The organism is Pseudomonas sp. P9_31 (assembly GCF_034008235.1).
Lineage (GTDB): Bacteria > Pseudomonadota > Gammaproteobacteria > Pseudomonadales > Pseudomonadaceae > Aquipseudomonas.
Window position 1 is genome coordinate 1,526,910 of sequence record NZ_CP125375.1, and the last position, 21,542, is coordinate 1,548,451.

Below are 21,542 nucleotides of genomic sequence, written 5' to 3' on the forward strand. Positions count from 1 at the left end.
ACTAAATACGATCCTGTGGGAGCTGGCTTGCCTGCGATGACGGTAGGACAGTCAGCATCTCAGTCGCCTGATACTCCGCCATCGCAGGCAAGCCAGCTCCCACAAGTGTTGTGGTGTTCTTGAAAACGGGGGCGAGCGAACCCGCCCCCTATAGATCAAGCGTAGCTTTCGATCGACGGGCAGGCGCAGACCAGGTTGCGATCGCCAAACACGTTGTCGACGCGACCGACCGGTGGCCAGTACTTGCCTTCGATCAGCGACGCTACCGGGTAAACCGCTTGCTCACGGCTGTACGGGTGAGTCCACTCGCCGACGATTTCCGCGGCAGTGTGCGGAGCGTTTTTCAGCGGGTTGTCGTCCTTGTCGAGCGTGCCGTTTTCCACCGCGCGGATTTCTTCGCGGATGCGGATCATGGCGTCACAGAAGCGGTCCAGTTCTTCCTTGGATTCGCTTTCGGTCGGTTCGATCATCAACGTGCCGGCCACCGGGAACGACATGGTCGGGGCATGGAAGCCGAAGTCGATCAGGCGCTTGGCCACGTCATCGACGCTGATGCCGCTGCTGTCTTTCAACGGACGCAGGTCGAGGATGCATTCGTGCGCCACCAGACCGTTGCTGCCGGTGTACAGCACGGGGTAGTGCTCTTCGAGGCGACGGGAAATGTAGTTGGCATTGAGGATCGCCAGTTGCGAAGCACGCTTGAGACCCGCGCCACCCATCATTCGAATGTACATCCAGGTGATCGGCAGAATGCTCGCGCTGCCGAACGGTGCTGCGCAGACTGCGCCTTCCTTGCGTTCCATCTGGGCGTGGCCCGGCAGGAACGGCGTCAGGTGGGACTTGACGCCAATCGGGCCGACGCCCGGGCCGCCACCGCCGTGGGGGATGCAGAAGGTTTTGTGCAGGTTCAGGTGGGACACGTCGCCGCCGAACTTGCCCGGTGCGCAGAGGCCGACCATGGCGTTCATGTTCGCGCCGTCGATGTACACCTGGCCGCCGTTGTCGTGAATGATGCCGCAGATTTCGCGGATGCCTTCTTCGAACACACCGTGGGTCGACGGGTAGGTGATCATCAGCGCGGCGAGGTGTTCGCGGTGCTCGATGGCCTTGGCGCGCAGGTCTTCGATGTCGACGTTGCCGCGGGCATCGCAGGCGGTCACGACCACACGCATGCCAGCCATGTTGGCGGTGGCCGGGTTGGTGCCGTGGGCGGACGAGGGGATCAGGCAGATGTCGCGACGGTCTTCGCCACGGCTCTGGTGGTAGGCACGGATCGCCAACAGACCGGCGTACTCGCCTTGCGAGCCGGCGTTCGGTTGCAGGGAGATCGAGTCGTAACCGGTGGCGGCGCAGAGCATCGCTTCCAGCTCATCGGTCAGCTGCTGATAGCCGGCGCTTTGCTCGGCCGGGGCGAACGGGTGCAGGGCGCCGAATTCAGCCCAGGTCACCGGGATCATTTCGCTGGCGGCGTTGAGTTTCATGGTGCAGGAACCCAGCGGGATCATGGTGCGATCCAGGGCCAGGTCCTTGTCGGCGAGTTTGCGCAAGTAGCGCATCAGCTCGGTTTCCGAGTGATAACGGTTGAACACCGGGTGGCTGAGGATCGGCGATTGGCGAACCAGCGCTGCCGGGATGCGGCTTTCGACCGAGGCGGCGAGAGCTGCGAAGTCCGGCAGTGCCTTGCCGTCGGCCAGCACGCTCCACAGGGTTTCGACGTCGGCCTGGCTGGTGGTTTCGTCCAGGGACAGACCCAGACGTTCGCCATCGACCACGCGCAGGTTGATCTTCTGAGCACGAGCCTTGTCGTGCAGAGCAGCAGTTTGCGCGCCGGTTTTAATCGTCAACGTGTCGAAGAAGTTTGCTTGCTCGACGCCGAGGCCCAATGCGCTCAAGCCTTTGGCGAGGATCGCGGTCAGGTGATGAATGCGCTTGGCAATCTGCGTCAGGCCTTTCGGGCCGTGGTACACGGCGTACATGCTGGCGATGTTGGCCAGCAGCACCTGGGCGGTGCAAATGTTGCTGGTGGCTTTCTCGCGGCGGATATGTTGTTCGCGGGTCTGCATGGCCAGGCGCAGGGCCGGCTTGCCGAAACGGTCCACGGAAACGCCGACCAGACGGCCCGGCATGTCGCGCTTGAACGCATCCTTGGTGGAGAAGTAAGCCGCGTGCGGACCACCGAAGCCCAGCGGCACGCCGAAACGTTGGGCGCTGCCGATGGCCACGTCGGCGCCGAATTCGCCCGGCGGGGTCAGCACGGTCAGGGCCAGCAGGTCAGCGGCAACCGCGACCAGCGCATTAGCTGCGTGGAGGCGCTCGGTCAGTTCGCGGTAGTCGAACACGTCCCCGTTGCTGGCCGGGTATTGCAGCAGGGCGCCGAAGAATGCGCTGACGTCGGTCAGTTCGCGCTCATCGCCCACCACCACGTCGATGCCCAACGGCTCGGCACGGGTGCGCAGGACGTCGAGGGTCTGTGGGTGGCAGTGAACCGACGCGAAGAACGCGTGGCTGCCTTTGTTCTTGCTCAGACGTTTGCAGAAAGTCATGGCTTCGGCAGCGGCGGTGGCTTCGTCGAGCAGGGAGGCGTTGGCGATCGGCAGGCCAGTCAGGTCGCTGATCAGGGTCTGGAAGTTCAGCAGCGCTTCGAGACGGCCCTGGGAAATTTCCGGCTGGTACGGGGTGTAAGCGGTGTACCAGGCCGGGTTTTCCAACAGATTGCGCAGGATCGGCGACGGCGTATGGCAGTTGTAGTAGCCCTGGCCGATGTAGGTCTTGAACAGTTGGTTCTTGGCGGCGATGGCTTTGATAGACGCCAGTGCATCGGCTTCGCTCAGGCCGTCTTCCAGACCCAGAACGCTGGTGCCCTTGATGCTGTCGGGAATGACGCTGGCGCTCAGGGCTTCCAGGGAGTCAAAGCCCAGGCTGTTGAGCATGGCTTGCTCGTCGCCTGCACGCGGGCCGATGTGGCGCGCGATGAATTCGTTGGCAGTGTCGAGATTAATTTGAGTCATGTCGCGCTCCTCAGGCTTCGGCGTTGGCTTTGATCAGACGGTCGTAAGCGTCTTGATCCAGCAGTTGGCCGACAGCCGAGGCGTCGGTTGGCTGGAAGCGGAAGAACCAGCCTTCGCCCAGCGGATCTTCGTTGACCAGTTCAGGGCTGCTGTCCAGCGCCGGGTTCACTTCCAGCACTTCACCGTTCAATGGCATGTACACACCGCTGGCGGCTTTTACCGATTCCACGGTGGCGGCTTCAGCGCCTTTGTCGTAGGACTGCAGCTCAGGCAGTTGTACGAAAACCACGTCGCCCAGTGCGTTCTGCGCGAAAGCGGTGATGCCGACCGTGACGCTGCCGTCAGCTTCGGTGCGCAGCCATTCGTGATCTTCAGTAAAACGCAACTCGCTCATGAAAACTCCTAAGGGGGCCAGACTCGTCTGGTGGACGCGATTGAATGCTTGGGCAATGCCCTGATTTATGAGGGGTTACTTAGCAAAATCGCGGCCAATGTTATTTATTCTTTATAAATCAATGAGTTATTTTGTTTTGCGAAAAGCTGAAATGGACTGGCTGTAGCGAAATCGATACAGCCAAGACTGAAGAAAAAAGCTGAGGTGGATCAAAGCCTTGCACAGCGGTGATCAGAAGAGGGTGTAGCGATATCATTCCACTGTAGCGCTTTCAGTACAGATGGAGGTCGTTTTTGAGGAGATTTTCAGGCCGCGCACAAACCTGTGGGAGCGAGCCTGCTCGCGAAGAGGGTATGTCAGTCGACATCCATAGTGAATGTCAGTCCGCCTTCGCGAGCAGGCTCGCTCCCACAGTGGTTTTGTGTCGGTAACGAGATCGTATTTTCAGCCTTACGGCTTATTGGGAATACCGTACTTGCGCAACCGATGGGCAATCGCGGTGTGGGAGGTTTGCAGGCGGCTGGCCAGTTGGCGGGTCGAGGGGTAGCTGACGTAGAGTTTTTCCAGCAAGGTTTTCTCGAAATCTTCCATGGCCTGTTCGAGGCTGTCGACCTCGCTGTCGCTCTGGCGCGCCACGGAGGTGCCGGCAATGTCGAGGTCGCCGATGTCCACCAGGCTGCTTTCGCAAATCGCCGCGGCGCGGAAGATCACGTTCTGCAATTGCCGCACGTTGCCAGGCCAGCGGTTGCCCAGCAGCGCCGGATAAGTGCCGGGAGCCAGGCGACAGACCGGGCGCTGGATCTGCGCGCAAGCCTGCTGCATGAAGTAACGCGCCAGCAGCAGAATGTCCTGACCGCGCTCGCGCAACGGCGGAACTTCGACATTCAGCACGTTGAGGCGATAGAACAAGTCTTCGCGGAAGGTGCCTTCGCTGACCATTTTTTCCAAATCGCGGTGAGTCGCGCTGAGGATCCGCACGTTGACCTTCACTTCGCGATCGCCACCGACCCGACGAAAGCTGCCGTCGTTGAGAAATCGCAGCAATTTCGCCTGCAAATATGGCGACATTTCACCGATCTCGTCGAGAAATACCGTGCCCTGGTTGGCCAGTTCCATCAGCCCCGGTTTGCCGCCCCGTTGCGCGCCGGTGAAGGCGCCGGGGGCGTAGCCGAACAGTTCGCTTTCAGCGAGGTTTTCCGGCAGTGCCGCGCAGTTCAAGGCCAGGAATGGCGAACTGTGGCGGGCACTGATGGCGTGGCAGGCACGGGCCACCAGTTCTTTGCCAGTGCCGGTTTCGCCCTGGATCAGCAACGGTGCATCAAGGGCTGCGACTCGTTGAGCGCGCGCCTTGAGTGTACGAATGGCCGGGGATTCGCCAAGCAATGCATCGAAACCTTCAGCGTGATCGTGGTGTAGCGCCGAGAGGCGCTCACCGATGCGGTTCGGTTGATACAGGGTCAGCAGTGCTCCGGCGTCGGTGATCGGCGTGGCGTCCAGCAGCAGGGTTTGACCGTTGACGGTGATCTCCCGCAGCGGCAGGCGGAAGCCGGTTTCCAGCAATGCGTCGAGCAGCGCCGGGTCGGCAAACAGCTCGCTGATGCTTTCGCCCGCTGGTTCGCGACCGTACAGGGCAATCAGGGCCGGGTTGGCCAGCAGGACTTTGCCGGCGCTGTCGAGGGCCAGCACCGGGTCGGTCATGGCGGCGAGCAACGCATCGAGCTGCAAGTGACGGCGCTGGCCGGGAAGGATGTCGACCACCGTCACCGCTTGCACGCCGCGCACGCTGAACAGCGCGTCGCGCAGCTCTTCGAGCACTGCCGGGCTCAAGGTCGGGGCGTCGATGTAGACGTTCGGCGGCACCATTTCCACCGCATCCAGATTGAGATTGCGCCCACCGAGCAAGGCCAGGACTTCCTGGGTGATACCGACGCGGTCGATGAAACTGACGTGGATGCGCATGGGGCTGCTTGGTTCTGGAATGCGGAGGGTGGCAAGTATGCCTTGGGGCGGGCCAATGGTGAAATCTTGCGCAGGACTTTACGGGCTACACCGAACCAATGCGGGAGCGGGCTTGCTCGCGAAGGCGGAGTGTCAGTCACTGTCGATGTTGGCTGACAGACCGCCTTCGCGAGCAAGCCCGCTCCCACAGGTTCAGCTTTTACTGAAGAATTGGGTCATACCAGATGTTCAGGCTTGACCGGGTCGCCGGATTTTACGTCGAGCTGTACTCGCACGTTTTCAAACATCTCATCGTAGTATTTGTGCAGGGTGCCAATGCTGGCGGTCTTGGGCATGCCGTACTTCTGCGCGATGCGCGTGGCATGGCGAGCGAAGTCGAAGGCCTGGTCCTTGGGCAGATAAAACTCTTCATTCAGGTCCTTGCCCTCGACCGAGCCATGCAGCTTGAACAGCATGCCTTGGCCTTCCTTGGGGTCCTGAGCAATTTCGTATTCGATGTGCAGGTTGTAGCTGTAATCGTCCTTGTTCAGCGCGTGGCGCTCGATGTGCAGGTGTCCGGGTTCGAACGTGGCCATTGGCGTCTCTCCTTCAAAAAGCATTGAATCAGGGCAGACCTCACGCCTGCCCCCGGAGTTCTTTCTATCGATAGGTAATACCAGTCGTCGCCGTACTGATACGGGTGCCGGCCTTGCCCTGGACGATCGCTTCGATCTCCGAGAGTGAACCGATCACCGCGACTTTGCCAGTATGGCGGGCGAACTCGCAGGCCGCCTGGACCTTTGGTCCCATGGAGCCGGCCGCGAAACCGAGCTTTTCCAGTTCATCCGGATGGGCCTGGGCGATGGCTTTCTGGGTGGGTTTGCCGAAGTCGATGAACGCCGCGCTGACGTCGGTGGCAATTACCAAGAGCTCGCTTTCAAGTTGTTCGGCCAGCAACGCCGAGCACAGGTCTTTGTCGATCACCGCTTCCACACCCTGCAATTTACCGTCGGCGCCGTACATGGTCGGGATGCCGCCACCGCCAGCGCAAATCACGATGCTGCCTTTGTCCAGCAGCCACTTGATCGGGCGGATTTCGAAGATGCGTTTGGGTTTCGGGCTGGCCACCACGCGCCGGAATTTGTCGCCATCCGGGGCGATCGCCCAGCCTTTTTCGGCGGCGAGTTTCTCTGCGTCGGCCTTGGTATAGACCGGGCCGATGGGTTTGCTGGGGTTCTGGAACGCCGGGTCGTTGGGGTCGACTTCGACCTGGGTCAGCAGGGTGGCGAGCGGGACTTCGAAGTCCAGCAGGTTGCCCAGTTCCTGCTCGATGATGTAGCCGATCATGCCTTCGGTTTCGGCACCGAGCACGTCCAGCGGGTAAGCGGAAACCTGGGTGTAGGCCGCCGCCTGCAACGACAGCAGCCCGACCTGCGGACCATTGCCGTGAGCGATCACCAGTTGGTTGCCGGGATGGACCTTGGCGATCTGTTCGGCGGCGACGCGGATGTTGGCGCGCTGGTTGTCCGCGGTCAGGGGTTCACCCCGGCGGAGCAGGGCGTTACCGCCCAGAGCAACGACGATACGCATAATGCAGTCCTTCTAAGCAGAGGTTGCGGGCGATTTGGCCCCGGTTGGAACTCGGTCAATGTGGGCGCTGGCTTGTCGGATCGCCGCACCGCTGCGATCCGACAAGCCAGCTCCCACAGGGACTTTGTTCCTGCAGGAGGAACCGGATCGATCCTTAGAGATCCGCCAGCGCCGCCACCAGGATCGCCTTGATGGTGTGCATGCGGTTTTCCGCTTGCTCGAAGGCGATGTTGGCCGGCGATTCGAAGACTTCTTCAGTCACTTCAACCCCGTTGGCCAGGTGCGGATAGCGCGTGGCGATGTCTTTGCCGACCTTGGTTTCACTGTTGTGGAACGCCGGCAAACAGTGCATGAATTTCACGCGTGGGTTGCCCGATGCCTTCATCATGTTGGCGTTGACCTGATACGGCAGCAGTTGCTCGATGCGTTCGTCCCATGCTTCCACCGGCTCGCCCATCGAGACCCAGATGTCGGTATGGATGAAGTCCACGCCCTTGACCGCTGCTTTCGGGTCTTCGGTGATGGTGATGCGCGCGCCGCTCTCTTCGGCGAAGGCTTTGCACTGATCGATGAAGTCCTGATGCGGCCACAGCGCTTTCGGCGCGGCGATGCGCACATCCATGCCGAGTTTGGCGCCGATCATCAACAGCGAATTGCCCATGTTGTAACGGGCATCGCCCAAATAAGCGTAGCTGATGTCGTGCAGCGGTTTGTCGCTGTGTTCGCGCATGGTCAGGGTGTCGGCGATCATTTGCGTCGGGTGGAATTCAGCGGTCAGGCCGTTGAACACCGGCACGCCAGCGAACTTGGCCAGCTCTTCGACGATTTCCTGTTCAAAGCCGCGGTACTCGATGGCGTCGAACATCCGCCCCAGCACGCGGGCGGTGTCTTTCATGCTTTCCTTGTGGCCGATTTGCGACGACACCGGGTCGATGTAAGTGACGTGGGCACCCTGGTCGTGGGCCGCGACTTCGAAGGCGCACCGGGTGCGGGTCGAGGTTTTTTCGAAGATCAGCGCGATGTTCTTGCCTTGCAGGTGCGGACGCTCGGTGCCGGTGTATTTGGCGCGCTTGAGGTCGCGGGACAGGTCCAGCAGATAGTGCAGCTCGCGAGTGGTGTGGTGCATCAGCGAGAGCAGGCTGCGGTTGCGCATGTTGAAAGCCATGATTGGATCTCCTTGGGTTTCGGTTATCCCCTCGGCCGTGCAGGGTAAGCATCGGCCAAGGCTCGAAAGTTAATAATCGATAGGGTCGCGAATGATCGGGCAGGTCATGCAATGACCGCCGCCGCGTCCTCGGCCCAGCTCACTGGCGCTGATGGTGATGACTTCCACCCCGGCCTTGCGTAGCAAGGTGTTGGTGTAGGTGTTGCGGTCATAGCCGATGACCACGCCCGGCTCCAGGGCCACCACGTTGTTGCCGTCGTCCCATTGCTCGCGTTCGGCGGCGAAGCTGTTGCCGCCGGTTTCGACAACGCGCAGCGCTTTGAGGTTGAGGGCCTTGGCCACGGTGTCGAGGAAGCTGGTTTCTTCACGGCGAACGTCGATGCCGCCCGGTTTGCTTTCGTCAGGGCGCAGGCTGAAGGCGACGATCTGCTTCACCACTTCCGGGAAGATGGTCACCAGGTCGCGGTCGCAGAAACTGAACACGGTGTCCAGGTGCATCGCTGCACGGGATTTCGGCAGGCCGGCGACGATGACTCGTTCCACCGCTTTGTTCTTGAACAGGTTGACCGCCAATTGGCCGATGGCCTGGCGGGACGAGCGCTCGCCCATGCCGATCAACACCACACCGTTGCCGATCGGCATCACATCGCCGCCCTCAAGGGTGGCGCTGCCGTGATCCTGGTCGGGGTCGCCGTACCAGATCTGAAAGTCGGCGTTGGTGAACTGCGGGTGGAATGTGTAGATGGCGGTGGCCAGCAGGGTTTCCTGGCGGCGCGCCGGCCAGTACATCGGATTCAGGGTCACGCCGCCGTAGATCCAGCAGGTGGTGTCGCGGGTGAACTGAGTGTTGGGCAGCGGCGGCAGAATGAAGCTGGAGTGGCCGAGGAAGTCGCGGAACATTTGAATGGTCTTGCCGCCAAAACTGTCCGGCAGGTCATCGGCGGAAACGCCGCCGATGAGGAATTCGGCGATCTTGCGTGGCTCCAGGCTACGCAGCCAGGAGCCCACTTCATGGACCAGGCCGAGGCCGACCGAATTGGCGGTGATCTTGCGTTCCAGTATCCAGTCCAGCGCTTCGGGGATGGAGACGATGTCGGTCAACAGATTGTGCATTTCCAGCACGTCGACATTGCGTTCGCGCATTTTGGTGACGAAGTCGAAGTGGTCGCGTTTGGCCTGGGCGACCCACAGCACATCGTCGAAAAGCAGCTCATCACAGTTGTTCGGGGTCAGCCGCTGGTGGGCCAGGCCGGGGGAGCAAACCATGACTTTGCGCAGTTTGCCGGCTTCGGAATGGACGCCGTACTTAACTTTTTCCGTGGTCATTACGTGTTCCTCCAGATGAAAACAATCGGGTGCTTACAGAGTCAGGAAGCCGGCATACAGCCCATAGGCCGCCACCAGGGCGCCCGCGATGACGGCGGCGAAAATCAGCTTCTCGACGTTGGTGAAAACCGGTTTGTTGACTTCAAGCCTGGCCTTGGCGAACAGGATCGCGCCGGGGGCATACAGCAGGGCGGAGAGCAGCAGGTATTTGACGCCGCCGGCGTACAGCAGCCAGATCGCATAGATCAGCGCGATGCCGCCGATGATCAGGTCTTTGCTGCGCTCGGCCGCGGCGTTTTCATAGCTCTCGCCGCGTACCGCCAGCAGCAGGGCATAGGCCGCCGACCACAGGTACGGCACCAGAATCATCGAGGTGGCGAGGTAGATCAGCGACAGGTAAGTGCTGGCCGAGAACAGTGTGATGATCAGGAACAGCTGCACCATCGCATTGGTCAGCCACAGTGCGTTGACCGGCACATGGTTGGCGTTTTCGCGCCGCAAAAAGGCCGGCATGGTGTGGTCCTTGGCGGCGGCGAACATGATCTCCGCGCATAGCAGCACCCACGACAGCAGCGCACCGAGCAAGGAAATGATCAGGCCGACGCTGATCAACACCGCACCCCAATGGCCGACCACGTGTTCCAGCACTGCGGCCATGGACGGGTTCTGCAGTTTCGCAAGTGCAGGTTGGGTCATGATGCCCAGGGACAGCACGTTCACCAGCACCAGGAACAGCAGCACGGTGATGAAACCAATCACCGTGGCTTTACCCACGTCGCTGCGTTTTTCCGCTCGTGCCGAGAAAATGCTCGCGCCTTCGATGCCGATGAACACCCACACGGTGACCAGCATCATGTTGCGCACCTGGTTCATCACACTGCCCAGGTCCGGGTTTTTCACGCCCCAGATGTCGGCGGTGAAGATCTCCAGTTTGAAGGCGAACACGGCGATCAAGACGAACAGCAGCAGCGGCACGACCTTGGCCACGGTGGTCACCAGGTTGATGAACGCCGCTTCCTTGATCCCCCGTAAAACCAGAAAGTGCACCGCCCAGAGCAGCACCGAAGCGCCGATCACCGCGGCAGGAGTATTCCCCTCTCCAAATAGCGGGAAGAAGTAACCGAGGGTGCTGAACAACAGAACGAAGTAACCCACATTGCCCAACCAGGCGCTGATCCAGTATCCCCAGGCGGACGAGAAACCCATGTAGTCGCCGAAACCTGCCTTGGCGTAGGCATAGACGCCGCCATCCAGATCAGGTTTGCGGTTGGCCAGGGTTTGAAACACGAAGGCGAGGGTCAGCATGCCCACCGCAGTAATTGCCCAACCGATAAGAACCGCCCCGACGTCTGCACTGGCGGCCATGTTCTGGGGCAAAGAGAAGATTCCGCCACCAATCATTGAACCAACCACTAAAGCCACGAGCGCGCCGAGTTTCAGTTTTTCGGGGGATTCAGACATTGCATGACTCCAGCGCAGGAGAAGAGAGACAACAGAATAATTCTGCTCGCCATTCAATCAGCTGACATAGATCAGTGCATGGGCACATTCCATTGTTAATGAAAGACTTATGAATTTTTCTCGGGCATAACAGTATGGCTGGAAAAGCCCTGTTTGCCGGTCTTTTCCAGAGCAGGCAGGCGTAATAGATATTGCATGAGTTTTGAAATTAGTTAGTTTCTGTGGTTTCGCAAATATTTTGATAGATCGAAGCTATAGATTGTTCGGCTATAAATAACAGGCGTGATGGGCGTTAATTAATAAACGTTATTTCGTTTTATCTATTTAGTTAAAAACAACTACGTGATGATTTCACGGTGCTGGTCGCATCGGCCGCATTTGAGAAAAAGGGACTCGATGATTGGCGGCGGGATTTTCTCTTTACCGCAGCTACTGTCGTTGTGATGCGGTATCTGCGGTGGTTGTTCGGGCCGATTCGCGAGCAAGCCCGCTCCCACAGGTGACCGAGTTCTCTTGGACGAACGCGATCAAATGTGGGAGCGGGCTTGCTCGCGAAAGCTATCTGACAGTCACCACCATTGTGCGCGATGGGAACCCAATTCCCCGGCCGGCAGCGCCCACTGCAGCGGTGTCCCGGTGATCTTCAACGGCACCTGCAACCGATGGGCCGGGCCCCAGGGTGTCTGCTCAACCAACATGCCTTGATCGTTGTCATCCTCTGCCCGCAACGGCTCATTTGTTCCGGCGCCATGCTCGATCAATAGCTTCGCCGTGCGTGCCAGCGACAAGCGCGCAGAGCCACCGAGCCCCAATAGCTTGATCGCACTGGCTGCCATCAAATACCCGGTGGCGTGATCAAGGGCCTGAACCGGCAGCGGGGTCGGTTTATCCGCCTTTTTCCATTGCATGCCCGCCTCAGCAATCCCGCTGCTCATCTGCACCAGGCTGTCGAAGCCGCGGCGGTTCTGCCATGGGCCGCTCCAGCCGTAAGCATTGAGGCAAACATCGATCAGGCCGGGGGCCAGTGCCTGGCGTTGGGCGATGCCGTAACCCAGGCGTTCCAGTGCATCGGCGCGGTAGCCGTGGAGCAGAATGTCGGCGTCCTTGAGCAGGCTTTCGAACACCGCTCGATCAGCGTTGTCGTGCAGATCCAGGCGCGCACAGCGTTTACCCAGGGTGACTTCCGGCACCACGCCCGGTTCGTTCCAGGTCGGTGGATCGATGCGCAGCACATCGGCGCCGAGCCCTGCGAGGAAGCGGCTGGCGATCGGGCCGGCGAGCACTCGCGTGAGGTCCAGTACCTTGATTCCGGCCAGCGGTTGCGCCACCGAACCTTGCCACGGTTTGGCGTTTTGGTTGCCGTCGACGCTGAACTGAACCAGCGGTTCGGCGTTCACGGCCCGACCTTGGGGGTGTGCCTGCCATTGCTGCCAGCTGCGCATCTCGGCGGCGCAACCACCGGCCTCGATCACGGCTTGTTCCAGATCGCTTTTGGCCCACTGAGCCACCTTGCTCGCCATCGCCGCGCGGTCGGCACAGGCGCCAAGGACTGATTCGGCAGCAGCACGGTGATGGGGCGCGTTGGTGTGCAGGCGGATCCAGCCGTCCTTGGTCGCGTAGTCGCCAGCGACTGGGTCCCACAACGGCGGGACGCTCCAGCCCATGGGGCGGATCGAGGTGGCGAACCAGAACGACGCCAGGCGGCGGTCGACTTCAAGGCTGGGCAAACGAGTGGTTTGCCGATGCAGCAGTTCGCTGGCCGCCTGGCCGGCAGCGGCAATGCTGGCGCAGGCCAGATCAGTCACGGCAAACGCCGAGGGCAGGGCGCCGTTCGAGGAGAATGGAATTGGTGTGTGAGGCAAGCCGAGTGCGGCTTGAATGGACGTGAGTAAATCAGTCATCGAAGGCCCTCCGGAGCGAGAGCCCGAGCATAGTTCAAAAAACTGGCGGACTGGATGAAATCCTGTGGGAGCGAGCCTGCTCGCGATAGCGGTCTTTCAGTCGACATCCATGGTGAATGTCAGTCCGTCATCGCGAGCAGGCTCGCTCCCACAAGGGAGTTGTGTCAGGAGGGTATCGAGCGTGATTCCGGGCGCTTCATCCACGCCCCAGCAAATAGGTCGCGTAATCCGGGATGCGGTGTTCGTGAGCCTGATCCATCAACGGACTGCTGAGCAGGTAGTCGGCGCTGCATTCATTGCAGGCCACCGGGATGTTCCACACCGCCGCGACCCGTAGCAGCGCCTTGATATCCGGGTCGTGGGGTTGCGGTTCGAACGGGTCCCAGAAGAACACCAGCATGTCGACCCGCTGCTCGGCGATTCGCGCGCCGAGTTGCTGATCGCCGCCCAGCGGACCGCTGATCATGCTCTCCACGGGCAGGTCGAGGCGTTGTTGCAACAACAATCCCGTGGTGCCGGTGGCGACCAGTTCATGCTGCGCGAGTTTGTCTTTCTGCCGCTCGGCCCAGTCCAGCAAAAACACTTTGCAATGGTCATGGGCGACCAGGGCGATACGCTTGCGCGCCGCCAGGGTCTTTTGCGTAAAGCTGATACCGATCATCGCTTGCTGCTCCAGACGAAAATGCGCCTGCGACGACGCATTTTTTGACGTTGCCAATACCCGTAGGAGCTGCCGCAGGCTGCGATCTTGTGATTTTGATCTTCTCGGAATAGCTGAAAATCAAGATCAAAAGATCGCAGCCTTCGGCAGCTCCTACGGGGCCGCGTCCAACAAAGAATGAGGCGTCGTGCGCCCCATCATTTATTCGGCGTTGCAGAGCGCCAGGCAGTTATCGAGCATGCGGTTGGAGAAGCCCCACTCGTTGTCGTACCAGGCCAGCACTTTGAGCAGCTTGCCGCTGGACTTGGTGTGGTTGGCGTCGAAGATCGACGACAGCGGGTTGTGGTTGAAGTCGCTGGAAACCAGCGGCAGGGCGTTATAGCCGAGAATCTTCGAGTGCTGGCTGGCTTGTTTGAGCAGCGCGTTGACTTCATCGGCCGACGCTTCGCGCTTGAGCTGCACGGTCAGGTCCACCAGCGACACGTTGATCACCGGAACACGCACCGCCATGCCGGTCAGTTTGCCCGCCAGTTCCGGCAGCACCAGGCCCACCGCTTCAGCGGCGCCGGTCTTGCTCGGGATCATGTTCTGGGTGGCGGAACGGGCGCGGTACGGGTCGGTATGGTAGACGTCGGTCAGGTTCTGGTCGTTGGTGTAGGCGTGAATGGTGGTCATCAGACCGCTTTCGATGCCCAGTTCGCGGTGCAGCACCTGGGCCACCGGGGCCAGGCAGTTGGTGGTGCACGAGGCGTTGGAAATGATTTGGTGGGATTGACGCAGAACGTCGTGGTTAACCCCATAAACCACAGTGGCGTCGGCGCCTTTGGCCGGGGCCGAGATAATCACTTTGCGCGCGCCGGCCGTAATATGCGCGGCGGCTTTGGCACGGTCGGTGAACAGACCGGTGCATTCGAACACGACGTCGACCTTCTCCGCGGCCCAGGGCAGTTCGGCCGGGTTGCGAATGGCGCTGACCGAAATGCGATCGCCGTTGACGGTCAGGCTTTCCTGATCGTGCTGGACATCGGCATCGAATGTGCCGTGAACGGTGTCGTACTTGAGCAGGTGAGCATTCATGGAGCTGTCGCCCAGATCGTTGATCGCTACGATCTGCAGATCCTGACGATAGCCTTGGGTATACAGTGCGCGCAGGACATTACGGCCGATACGGCCAAAACCATTGATTGCGATTCGAAGAGTCATTTACAGCGCCGCCGTCGATTTGTTGTTGGAATTACAAGATTATTCGCAAAAAAATAGAAAACAAGCCTTTTTAGTGGCAATATTTTGTTTTATCTACAACGAGTGACCTGAATCAACTGGTCCGAATGATCAAGAAAACCGTCTGTCGTCCCAATCACAGCGGTGTTTGATCAGCATAGACAATCAGGTCGCCACATCCGTTAGCCTGGAGTTCTACACATGCATCCCCGCGTCCTTGAGGTCACCGAACGGCTTATCGCCCGCAGCCGCGCCACGCGTGAGGCTTACCTTGCATTGATTCGCGGCGCGGCCAGCGACGGCCCGATGCGCGGCAAGCTGCAATGCGCCAACTTCGCCCATGGCGTGGCCGGGTGTGGCAGCGACGACAAGCACAGCCTGCGGATGATGAACTCCGCCAACATCGCGATTGTTTCGTCATATAACGACATGCTCTCGGCGCACCAGCCGTACGAAGTCTTTCCTGAACAGATCAAAAAAGCCCTGCGCGAAATCGGCTCCGTCGGCCAGTTCGCCGGTGGCACCCCGGCGATGTGCGATGGCGTGACCCAGGGCGAACCGGGCATGGAACTGAGCCTGCCGAGCCGTGAAGTGATCGCGTTGTCCACCGCCGTGGCGCTGTCCCACAACATGTTCGATGGCGCGCTGATGCTCGGCATCTGCGACAAGATCGTGCCGGGCCTGATGATGGGCGCGTTGCGCTTTGGTCATCTGCCGATGATCTTCGTACCGGGCGGGCCGATGGTGTCGGGCATCTCCAACAAGCAGAAAGCCGATGTGCGCCAGCGCTACGCCGAAGGCAAGGCGACCCGCGAAGAGTTGCTGGAATCGGAGATGAAGTCCTACCACAGCCCCGGCACCTGCACTTTCTACGGCACCGCCAACACCAACCAGTTGCTGATGGAAGTCATGGGCCTGCACTTGCCGGGCGCCTCGTTCGTCAACCCGAACACCCCGTTGCGCGATGCCCTGACCCGTGAAGCAGCGCACCAGGTCACCCGCCTGACCAAGCAGAATGGCAACTTCCTGCCGATCGGCGAAATCGTCGACGAGCGTTCGCTGGTCAACTCCATCGTGGCCCTGCACGCCACCGGCGGCTCGACCAACCACACCCTGCACATGCCGGCCATCGCCATGGCGGCGGGCATCCAGTTGACCTGGCAGGACATGGCCGACCTCTCCGAGGTGGTGCCGACCCTGAGCCACGTGTACCCGAACGGCAAAGCCGACATCAACCACTTCCAGGCAGCGGGCGGCATGTCGTTCCTGATCCGCGAACTGCTGGAAGCCGGCCTGCTCCACGAAAACGTCAACACCGTGCTCGGCCATGGCCTGAGCCGCTATACCCAGGAACCGTTCCTCGAAAACGGCGAGCTGGTCTGGCGCGAAGGCCCGATCGAAAGCCTCGACGAAAACATCCTGCGTCCGGTGGCTCGCGCCTTCTCGGCAGAGGGCGGTTTGCGCGTGATGGAAGGCAACCTCGGCCGTGGCGTGATGAAAGTCTCGGCGGTCGCGCTGGAAAACCAGGTCGTCGAAGCACCGGCCATGGTGTTCCAGGATCAACAGGACCTGGCCGATGCGTTCAAGGCCGGTTTGCTGGAGAAGGATTTTGTCGCCGTGATGCGCTTCCAGGGCCCGCGCTCCAATGGCATGCCGGAACTGCACAAGATGACACCGTTCCTCGGTGTGCTGCAGGATCGTGGCTTCAAAGTCGCACTGGTGACTGACGGGCGCATGTCCGGCGCCTCGGGGAAAATCCCGGCGGCGATCCATGTCAGCCCCGAAGCTTATGTGGGTGGCGCTTTGGCGCGGGTGCGTGAGGGCGATATCATCCGCGTCGATGGCGTCAAAGGCACCCTGGAGCTTAAGGTGGACGCCGAAGAATTCGCAGCGCGCGAACCGGCCAAAGGCCTGTTGGGCAACAACATCGGCACCGGTCGCGAACTGTTTGGTTTCATGCGCATGGCCTTCAGCTCCGCAGAGCAAGGCGCCAGCGCCTTTACTTCTGCCCTGGAGACGCTTAATTGAAACTGGCTTTGGTCGGTGACATCGGTGGGACCAACGCACGTTTCGCGTTGTGGAAAAACCAGCAGCTGGAATCGGTCCGGGTGCTGGCGACGGCAGACCACGCCAGCCCGGAGGAAGCGATTGCGCTTTACCTGAGCGGGCTGGGCCTGGCGCCGGGTTCGATCGGTTCGGTGTGCCTGTCGGTGGCAGGCCCTGTGAGCGGCGATGAATTCAAGTTCACCAACAACCATTGGCGGCTCAGTCGCAAGGGTTTCTGCACGACCTTGCAGGTGGATCAACTGCTGTTGGTCAACGATTTCTCGGCGATGGCCCTGGGCATGACCCGCTTGCAGCCGGGCGAATTTCGGGTGGTCTGCGAAGGCAAGCCCGAGCCGTTGCGGCCGGCGGTGGTGATCGGTCCGGGCACGGGCCTGGGCGTCGGCACCTTGCTCGATCTGGGCGAGGGCCGTTTTGCCCCGCTGCCGGGGGAGGGCGGTCACGTCGATCTGCCGCTGAGCAGTCCGCGGGAAACCCAGTTGTGGCAGCACATCTTCAATGAAATCGGCCATGTCAGCGCTGAAACAGCGTTGAGCGGCAGTGGTTTGCCACGAGTCTACCGGGCGATCTGCGCGGTGGACGGTCACACGCCTGTGCTCGACACGCCTGAGGCCATTACGGCTGCCGGGCTGGCGGGTGATCCGATTGCCCTGGAAGTGCTCGAGCAGTTCTGCTGCTGGCTCGGGCGCGTGGCCGGCAATAATGTGCTGACCACCGGTGCACGGGGTGGTGTGTACATCGTGGGTGGGGTGATTCCACGGTTTGCCGATTTCTTCATCGAAAGCGGTTTCGCCCGCTGTTTCGCCGACAAGGGTTGTATGAGCGATTATTTCAAAGGCATTCCGGTGTGGCTGGTGACAGCGCCATATTCCGGGTTGGTGGGCGCGGGTGTGGCGCTGGAGCAATCCTTTCCAGCCTGAAATGCAATCAAAAATGTGGGAGCGAGCCTGCTCGCGAAAGCGGTTTCACATTCAACATATTCGTTGACTGACACACCGCTTTCGCGAGCAGGCTCGCTCCCACATTGGTTTTCCCACTGTTGTTTCTGCAGTGTTTGTAGATTCGGTGCTTAAGGCATAATCCACCCAATTCAAATAACAAGGACGCCTTCCCGTGAGCTCAGTCAACAAGTCGATTTTGTTGGTCGATGACGATCAAGAGATACGCGAGTTGCTGGACACCTACCTGACCCGTGCCGGTTTCCAGGTCCGCACCACGCCCGATGGCGCAGGCTTTCGTCATGCCCTGAACGAGGCGCCGAGCGATCTGGTGATCCTCGACGTGATGCTGCCGGACGAAGACGGTTTCAGCCTCTGCCGCTGGATCCGCCAGCACCCGCGCCAGGCCCATGTACCGATCATCATGCTCACTGCCAGTTCCGACGAGGCCGACCGCGTCATCGGCCTGGAACTGGGTGCCGACGACTACCTCGGCAAACCCTTCAGCCCCCGTGAATTGCAGGCGCGCATCAAAGCCTTGTTGCGCCGCGCACAGTTCGGTCAGGAGCGTTCCGGCGGTGAAGTGCTGGCCTTCGACGACTGGCGGCTGGACATGGTCAGCCATCGGCTGTTCCACACCGACGGCGAGGAAGTGATTCTCTCCGGCGCCGATTTCGCACTGCTGAAACTGTTCCTCGACCACCCGCAGGAAATCCTCGATCGCGACACCATCGGCAACGCCACCCGTGGCCGCGATTTGATGCCGCTCGATCGTATCGTCGACATGGCGGTCAGCCGTTTGCGTCAGCGCCTGCGCGACACCGAAAAGCCGCCACGGCTGATCCGGACCGTGCGTGGCAGTGGCTACCAACTGGCAGCCAGCGTGGTTGCCGGCAATGGTCACTGAGTTCCTGCGCAAGCTCGCCGGGCGCGTGCCGGTGCCGCGCTCGCTGCTCGGGCGCATGTTACTGCTGACCCTGCTGGCGGTGCTGTTCGCTCAGACGCTGTCGAGTGTGATCTGGGTCTCGCAACTGCGCGCCACCCAGCTCGAGGGCCTGGTTACCAGCGCCCGCAGCCTGGCCCATTCGATGACGGCCAGCGTCAGTTATTTCCGCTCATTGCCGGTGGCGTTCAGGCCGTTGGTGCTCGACCAGTTGCGCAGCATGGGCGGCACCCGTTTCGTGGTGACCCTCAACGATAAACCCTTGGGGATGGAAGTGCTGCCGATCACGCCGCGCAAAGAAGCGGTGCTCAAGGCGGTGGACGAAGTACTGCGCCAGTCGCTGGGCCAGGACGCGGATATTTCGGTGACGTTCGTCAGCCCCGAAGATTTGCGGATCTTCAACGGCGGTTTGAAGCTCGATGAATTGCCGCGCTCCTGGGCGCATTACGCGTTGACTCTGGAGCCGGTGAACCCGCCGGTGCTGGTCACGCAAATCCAGATGGCGCCGGGCGAATGGCTGTACATCGCCTCGCTGTTGCCCGAGCCCTACACCAGTCTTGAAGAGCAAGGCCTGCCGGCGCAGCAGGTCTGGTTCATCGTGCTCACCAGCGGTTTCTTGCTGCTGTTCATCGGCCTCCTCGTGCACTGGCAGAGCCGACCACTCAAGCGATTGGCGCGGGCGGCACGGGACATGTCTCTTGGTGCCGAGGTCGAACCGGTGGCCGAGGGCGGCGGCAGTGAAGTGGTGGAAGTGGGCCGCGCCTTCAACGCGATGCGCGAGCGTATCAGCCGTTACCTGACCGAACGCAGCCAGTTGTTCAGCGCGATTTCCCATGACTTGCGCACACCGATTACCCGGTTGCGATTGCGGGTGGAATTGCTTGAAGACGAAAAGCTGCAGGCCAAGTTCGGTCGTGACCTGGATGAGTTGGAGTTGCTGGTCAAAGGCGCGCTGCAATGCGTGAAAGACACCGACATCCACGAGAATATCGAGCCGGTGGACCTCAATCATGTGCTCGACTGTCTGGTGGAACCGTATCTGGCGCCCAACGGCAATGGCCGCGTGACCCAGCAGGGGCGGGCGCTGGCGCCGTATCCGGGCAAGCCACTGGCGCTCAAGCGCTGTATCGGTAACCTGATCGACAACGCCTTGAAGTACGGGCAGAACGCGCATCTACACATCGATGATGACGAGAGCGCGTTTGTCCTGCATGTCGACGATGAAGGGCCGGGCGTACCGGAGCAACGGCTGGAACAGGTGTTCGAGCCGCACTTTCGCTTGGCCGGGCAGCAACAGGGTTATGGCTTGGGGCTGGGGATCGCGCGCAATATTGCCCACAGCCATGGCGGTGAAGTCAGCCTGCAAAACCTGCGTGAAGGCGGGTTGCGGGTGACGTTGCAGTTGCCGCGCAGTGTTGATTAGCGGCACCGCGTTATCGTTCATCGCGAGCAGGCTCGCTCCCACAGGGATTCTAAGTCGTACACAAATCCACTGTGGGAGCGAGCCTGCTCGCGATGGCGTCAGAAGACCCAACACATCCCTCAAGGAAAATGTCACAACCCGGTGACATAACTCGCCCCCTTCGTTACCTGCCTGCCACCACCCGTTGTTTAGACTGCCCCCAGTCATAACAACAAAAAAGGTATTCCCATGGACACCTTCCAACCCGCCTTCAGCAGTTGGCTGAACGCGCCTGCCCATCAGCAATGGCTCGCCGCCGAAGGTCTGCGCCTGCTGGCATTTGCCAAGGCTTCAAAGCTTGCCGAAGGCTTCGGCAACCTTGATGAAAAGGGTCGCCTGCCGGCCAATGCACAAGCCGAAACCATGAACACCGCGCGCATGACCCACAGCTTCGCCATGGCCCACATCCAGGGCCTGCCGGGTTTTGCCGAGCTGGTGGATCACGGCATCAAAGCCCTCAGTGGGCCGCTACGTGACGCCGAACACGGTGGCTGGTTCGCCACGCCCGAACACCGCGACGGCAATGCCGGCAAAGCCGCTTATCTGCATGCCTTCGTGGCGTTGGCCGCGAGTTCTGCGGTGGTCGCTCAGCGCCCCGGTGCACAAGCCTTGCTCGACGATGCGATCCATATCATCGACACGCATTTCTGGTGCGAGGAGGAGGGCGCCATGCGCGAATCCTTCAACCGCGACTGGAGCGTCGTGGAAGCCTATCGCGGTGCCAACAGCAACATGCACGCCACCGAAGCCTTCCTCGCTCTGGCCGATGTCACTGAGGACAACCGCTGGCTGATTCGCGCCCAGCGCATTGTCGAACGTGTCATTCACGATCACGCCGCGGCCAACGATTACCTGGTGGTCGAGCATTTTGACCGCGACTGGCAGCCGCTGCGCGACTACAACCGCGACAATCCGGCCGACGGTTTCCGCCCTTACGGCACCACGCCGGGTCATGGTTTCGAATGGGCGCGGCTGTTGCTGCACCTTGAAGCCGCGCGGGTACAGGCCGGGATGCTCACGCCGGGCTGGCTCGCCACCGATGCGCAAAAACTCTTCGAGCACAATTGCCGTCACGGTTGGGACGTCGACGGTGCTCCGGGCATCGTCTACACCCTCGACTGGGACAATCGCGCGGTGGTTCGCCATCGTTTGCACTGGACTCATTGCGAAGCCAGCGCCGCCGCCAGTGCGCTGCTCAAACGCACCGGTGACGAGCAATACGAGCACTGGTACCGACTGTTCTGGGAATTTTGTGACAGTCATTTTATCGACCGCTGCGATGGCAGCTGGCATCACGAGCTCGACCCGCTGAACCGTCCGAGTGCTGATATCTGGGCCGGAAAACCCGACCTGTATCACGCCTGGCAAGCTGTATTGATCCCGCGCCTGCCGCTGGCGCCAAGCATGGCCACTGCGCTGGCGCAATTGTCCCAGAGCGTTGCTGTGTAACCAGCCATGTAACCATATGGT

16 protein-coding genes are annotated in these 21,542 nt (G+C 60.7%); 5 read left to right on the forward strand and 11 right to left on the reverse strand.

The window, feature by feature from the left end; genetic code table 11:
* Positions 1-155: 155 nt before the first annotated feature.
* The 11 genes from gcvP to gap all read right to left on the reverse strand — a co-directional run bounded on the left by gcvP (position 156) and on the right by gap (position 14,647).
* The gene (gcvP, locus tag QMK51_RS06900; protein WP_320393538.1) at positions 156-3,008 is read right to left on the reverse strand and encodes an aminomethyl-transferring glycine dehydrogenase; all 2,853 of its coding nucleotides are present in this window, start codon (positions 3,006-3,008) and stop codon (positions 156-158) included.
* A gap of 10 nt (positions 3,009-3,018) precedes the next feature.
* Positions 3,019-3,402, reverse strand: a complete 384-nt coding sequence (gene gcvH, locus QMK51_RS06905) for a glycine cleavage system protein GcvH (RefSeq protein ID WP_258699415.1) — start codon at positions 3,400-3,402, stop codon at positions 3,019-3,021.
* A gap of 450 nt (positions 3,403-3,852) precedes the next feature.
* A complete protein-coding gene (locus tag QMK51_RS06910) occupies positions 3,853-5,361 on the reverse strand; it encodes a sigma-54-dependent transcriptional regulator (protein WP_320393539.1) in 1,509 nt (502 codons plus the stop codon).
* 215 nt (positions 5,362-5,576) lie between these two features.
* On the reverse strand, positions 5,577-5,936 hold the full coding sequence (locus QMK51_RS06915) for a DUF5064 family protein (RefSeq protein WP_320393540.1): 360 nt from the start codon (positions 5,934-5,936) through the stop codon (positions 5,577-5,579).
* A gap of 64 nt (positions 5,937-6,000) precedes the next feature.
* The gene (gene arcC / locus QMK51_RS06920; protein ID WP_320393541.1) at positions 6,001-6,930 is read right to left on the reverse strand and encodes a carbamate kinase; all 930 of its coding nucleotides are present in this window, start codon (positions 6,928-6,930) and stop codon (positions 6,001-6,003) included.
* A 154-nt stretch (positions 6,931-7,084) separates the two neighbouring features.
* Positions 7,085-8,095, reverse strand: coding sequence for an ornithine carbamoyltransferase (locus tag QMK51_RS06925; protein WP_320393542.1), 1,011 nt, complete (start codon positions 8,093-8,095; stop codon positions 7,085-7,087).
* A 69-nt stretch (positions 8,096-8,164) separates the two neighbouring features.
* On the reverse strand, positions 8,165-9,421 hold the full coding sequence (gene arcA, locus QMK51_RS06930; RefSeq protein WP_320393543.1) for an arginine deiminase: 1,257 nt from the start codon (positions 9,419-9,421) through the stop codon (positions 8,165-8,167).
* A 33-nt stretch (positions 9,422-9,454) separates the two neighbouring features.
* Positions 9,455-10,882, reverse strand: coding sequence for an arginine-ornithine antiporter (gene arcD / locus QMK51_RS06935; protein WP_320393544.1), 1,428 nt, complete (start codon positions 10,880-10,882; stop codon positions 9,455-9,457).
* A gap of 569 nt (positions 10,883-11,451) precedes the next feature.
* Positions 11,452-12,783 carry a CoA transferase gene (locus QMK51_RS06940; RefSeq protein WP_320393545.1) on the reverse strand — a complete coding sequence of 444 codons (1,332 nt, stop codon included), beginning with the start codon at positions 12,781-12,783 and terminating at the stop codon, positions 11,452-11,454.
* Positions 12,784-12,979: 196 nt separating this feature from the next.
* The gene (locus QMK51_RS06945) at positions 12,980-13,444 is read right to left on the reverse strand and encodes a methylglyoxal synthase (protein WP_007903352.1); all 465 of its coding nucleotides are present in this window, start codon (positions 13,442-13,444) and stop codon (positions 12,980-12,982) included.
* A gap of 201 nt (positions 13,445-13,645) precedes the next feature.
* The gene (gap, locus tag QMK51_RS06950; protein WP_320393546.1) at positions 13,646-14,647 is read right to left on the reverse strand and encodes a type I glyceraldehyde-3-phosphate dehydrogenase; all 1,002 of its coding nucleotides are present in this window, start codon (positions 14,645-14,647) and stop codon (positions 13,646-13,648) included.
* Positions 14,648-14,866: 219 nt separating this feature from the next.
* Between gap and edd the strand changes: the two genes are divergently transcribed.
* The 5 genes from edd (at position 14,867) to QMK51_RS06975 (ending at position 21,521) form a co-directional block, all read left to right on the forward strand.
* Positions 14,867-16,693, forward strand: a complete 1,827-nt coding sequence (gene edd / locus QMK51_RS06955; protein WP_320393547.1) for a phosphogluconate dehydratase — start codon at positions 14,867-14,869, stop codon at positions 16,691-16,693.
* Positions 16,690-17,649, forward strand: a complete 960-nt coding sequence (locus QMK51_RS06960) for a glucokinase (RefSeq protein ID WP_320393548.1) — start codon at positions 16,690-16,692, stop codon at positions 17,647-17,649. The genes edd and QMK51_RS06960 overlap by 4 nt, the downstream gene beginning before the upstream one ends.
* A gap of 193 nt (positions 17,650-17,842) precedes the next feature.
* The gene (locus QMK51_RS06965; RefSeq protein ID WP_258699425.1) at positions 17,843-18,574 is read left to right on the forward strand and encodes a response regulator; all 732 of its coding nucleotides are present in this window, start codon (positions 17,843-17,845) and stop codon (positions 18,572-18,574) included.
* Positions 18,575-18,605: 31 nt separating this feature from the next.
* On the forward strand, positions 18,606-20,033 hold the full coding sequence (locus tag QMK51_RS06970; RefSeq protein WP_408980618.1) for an ATP-binding protein: 1,428 nt from the start codon (positions 18,606-18,608) through the stop codon (positions 20,031-20,033).
* 228 nt (positions 20,034-20,261) lie between these two features.
* Positions 20,262-21,521 (forward strand): AGE family epimerase/isomerase, encoded by a 1,260-nt coding sequence (locus QMK51_RS06975; protein ID WP_320393549.1) that lies wholly within the window; start codon positions 20,262-20,264, stop codon positions 21,519-21,521.
* Positions 21,522-21,542: the final 21 nt, after the last annotated feature.

Coding starts and splice junctions, on each gene's coding strand:
- QMK51_RS06975 (WP_320393549.1), top strand. CDS start 20,262: ATGGACACCTTCCAACCCGCCTTCAGCAGTTGGCTGAACGCGCCTGCC.
- arcC (WP_320393541.1), bottom strand. CDS start 6,930: ATGCGTATCGTCGTTGCTCTGGGCGGTAACGCCCTGCTCCGCCGGGGT.
- gap (WP_320393546.1), bottom strand. CDS start 14,647: ATGACTCTTCGAATCGCAATCAATGGTTTTGGCCGTATCGGCCGTAAT.
- QMK51_RS06910 (WP_320393539.1), bottom strand. CDS start 5,361: ATGCGCATCCACGTCAGTTTCATCGACCGCGTCGGTATCACCCAGGAA.
- QMK51_RS06925 (WP_320393542.1), bottom strand. CDS start 8,095: ATGGCTTTCAACATGCGCAACCGCAGCCTGCTCTCGCTGATGCACCAC.
- QMK51_RS06945 (WP_007903352.1), bottom strand. CDS start 13,444: ATGATCGGTATCAGCTTTACGCAAAAGACCCTGGCGGCGCGCAAGCGT.
- arcD (WP_320393544.1), bottom strand. CDS start 10,882: ATGTCTGAATCCCCCGAAAAACTGAAACTCGGCGCGCTCGTGGCTTTA.
- gcvH (WP_258699415.1), bottom strand. CDS start 3,402: ATGAGCGAGTTGCGTTTTACTGAAGATCACGAATGGCTGCGCACCGAA.
- edd (WP_320393547.1), top strand. CDS start 14,867: ATGCATCCCCGCGTCCTTGAGGTCACCGAACGGCTTATCGCCCGCAGC.
- QMK51_RS06940 (WP_320393545.1), bottom strand. CDS start 12,783: ATGACTGATTTACTCACGTCCATTCAAGCCGCACTCGGCTTGCCTCAC.
- arcA (WP_320393543.1), bottom strand. CDS start 9,421: ATGACCACGGAAAAAGTTAAGTACGGCGTCCATTCCGAAGCCGGCAAA.
- QMK51_RS06915 (WP_320393540.1), bottom strand. CDS start 5,936: ATGGCCACGTTCGAACCCGGACACCTGCACATCGAGCGCCACGCGCTG.
- gcvP (WP_320393538.1), bottom strand. CDS start 3,008: ATGACTCAAATTAATCTCGACACTGCCAACGAATTCATCGCGCGCCAC.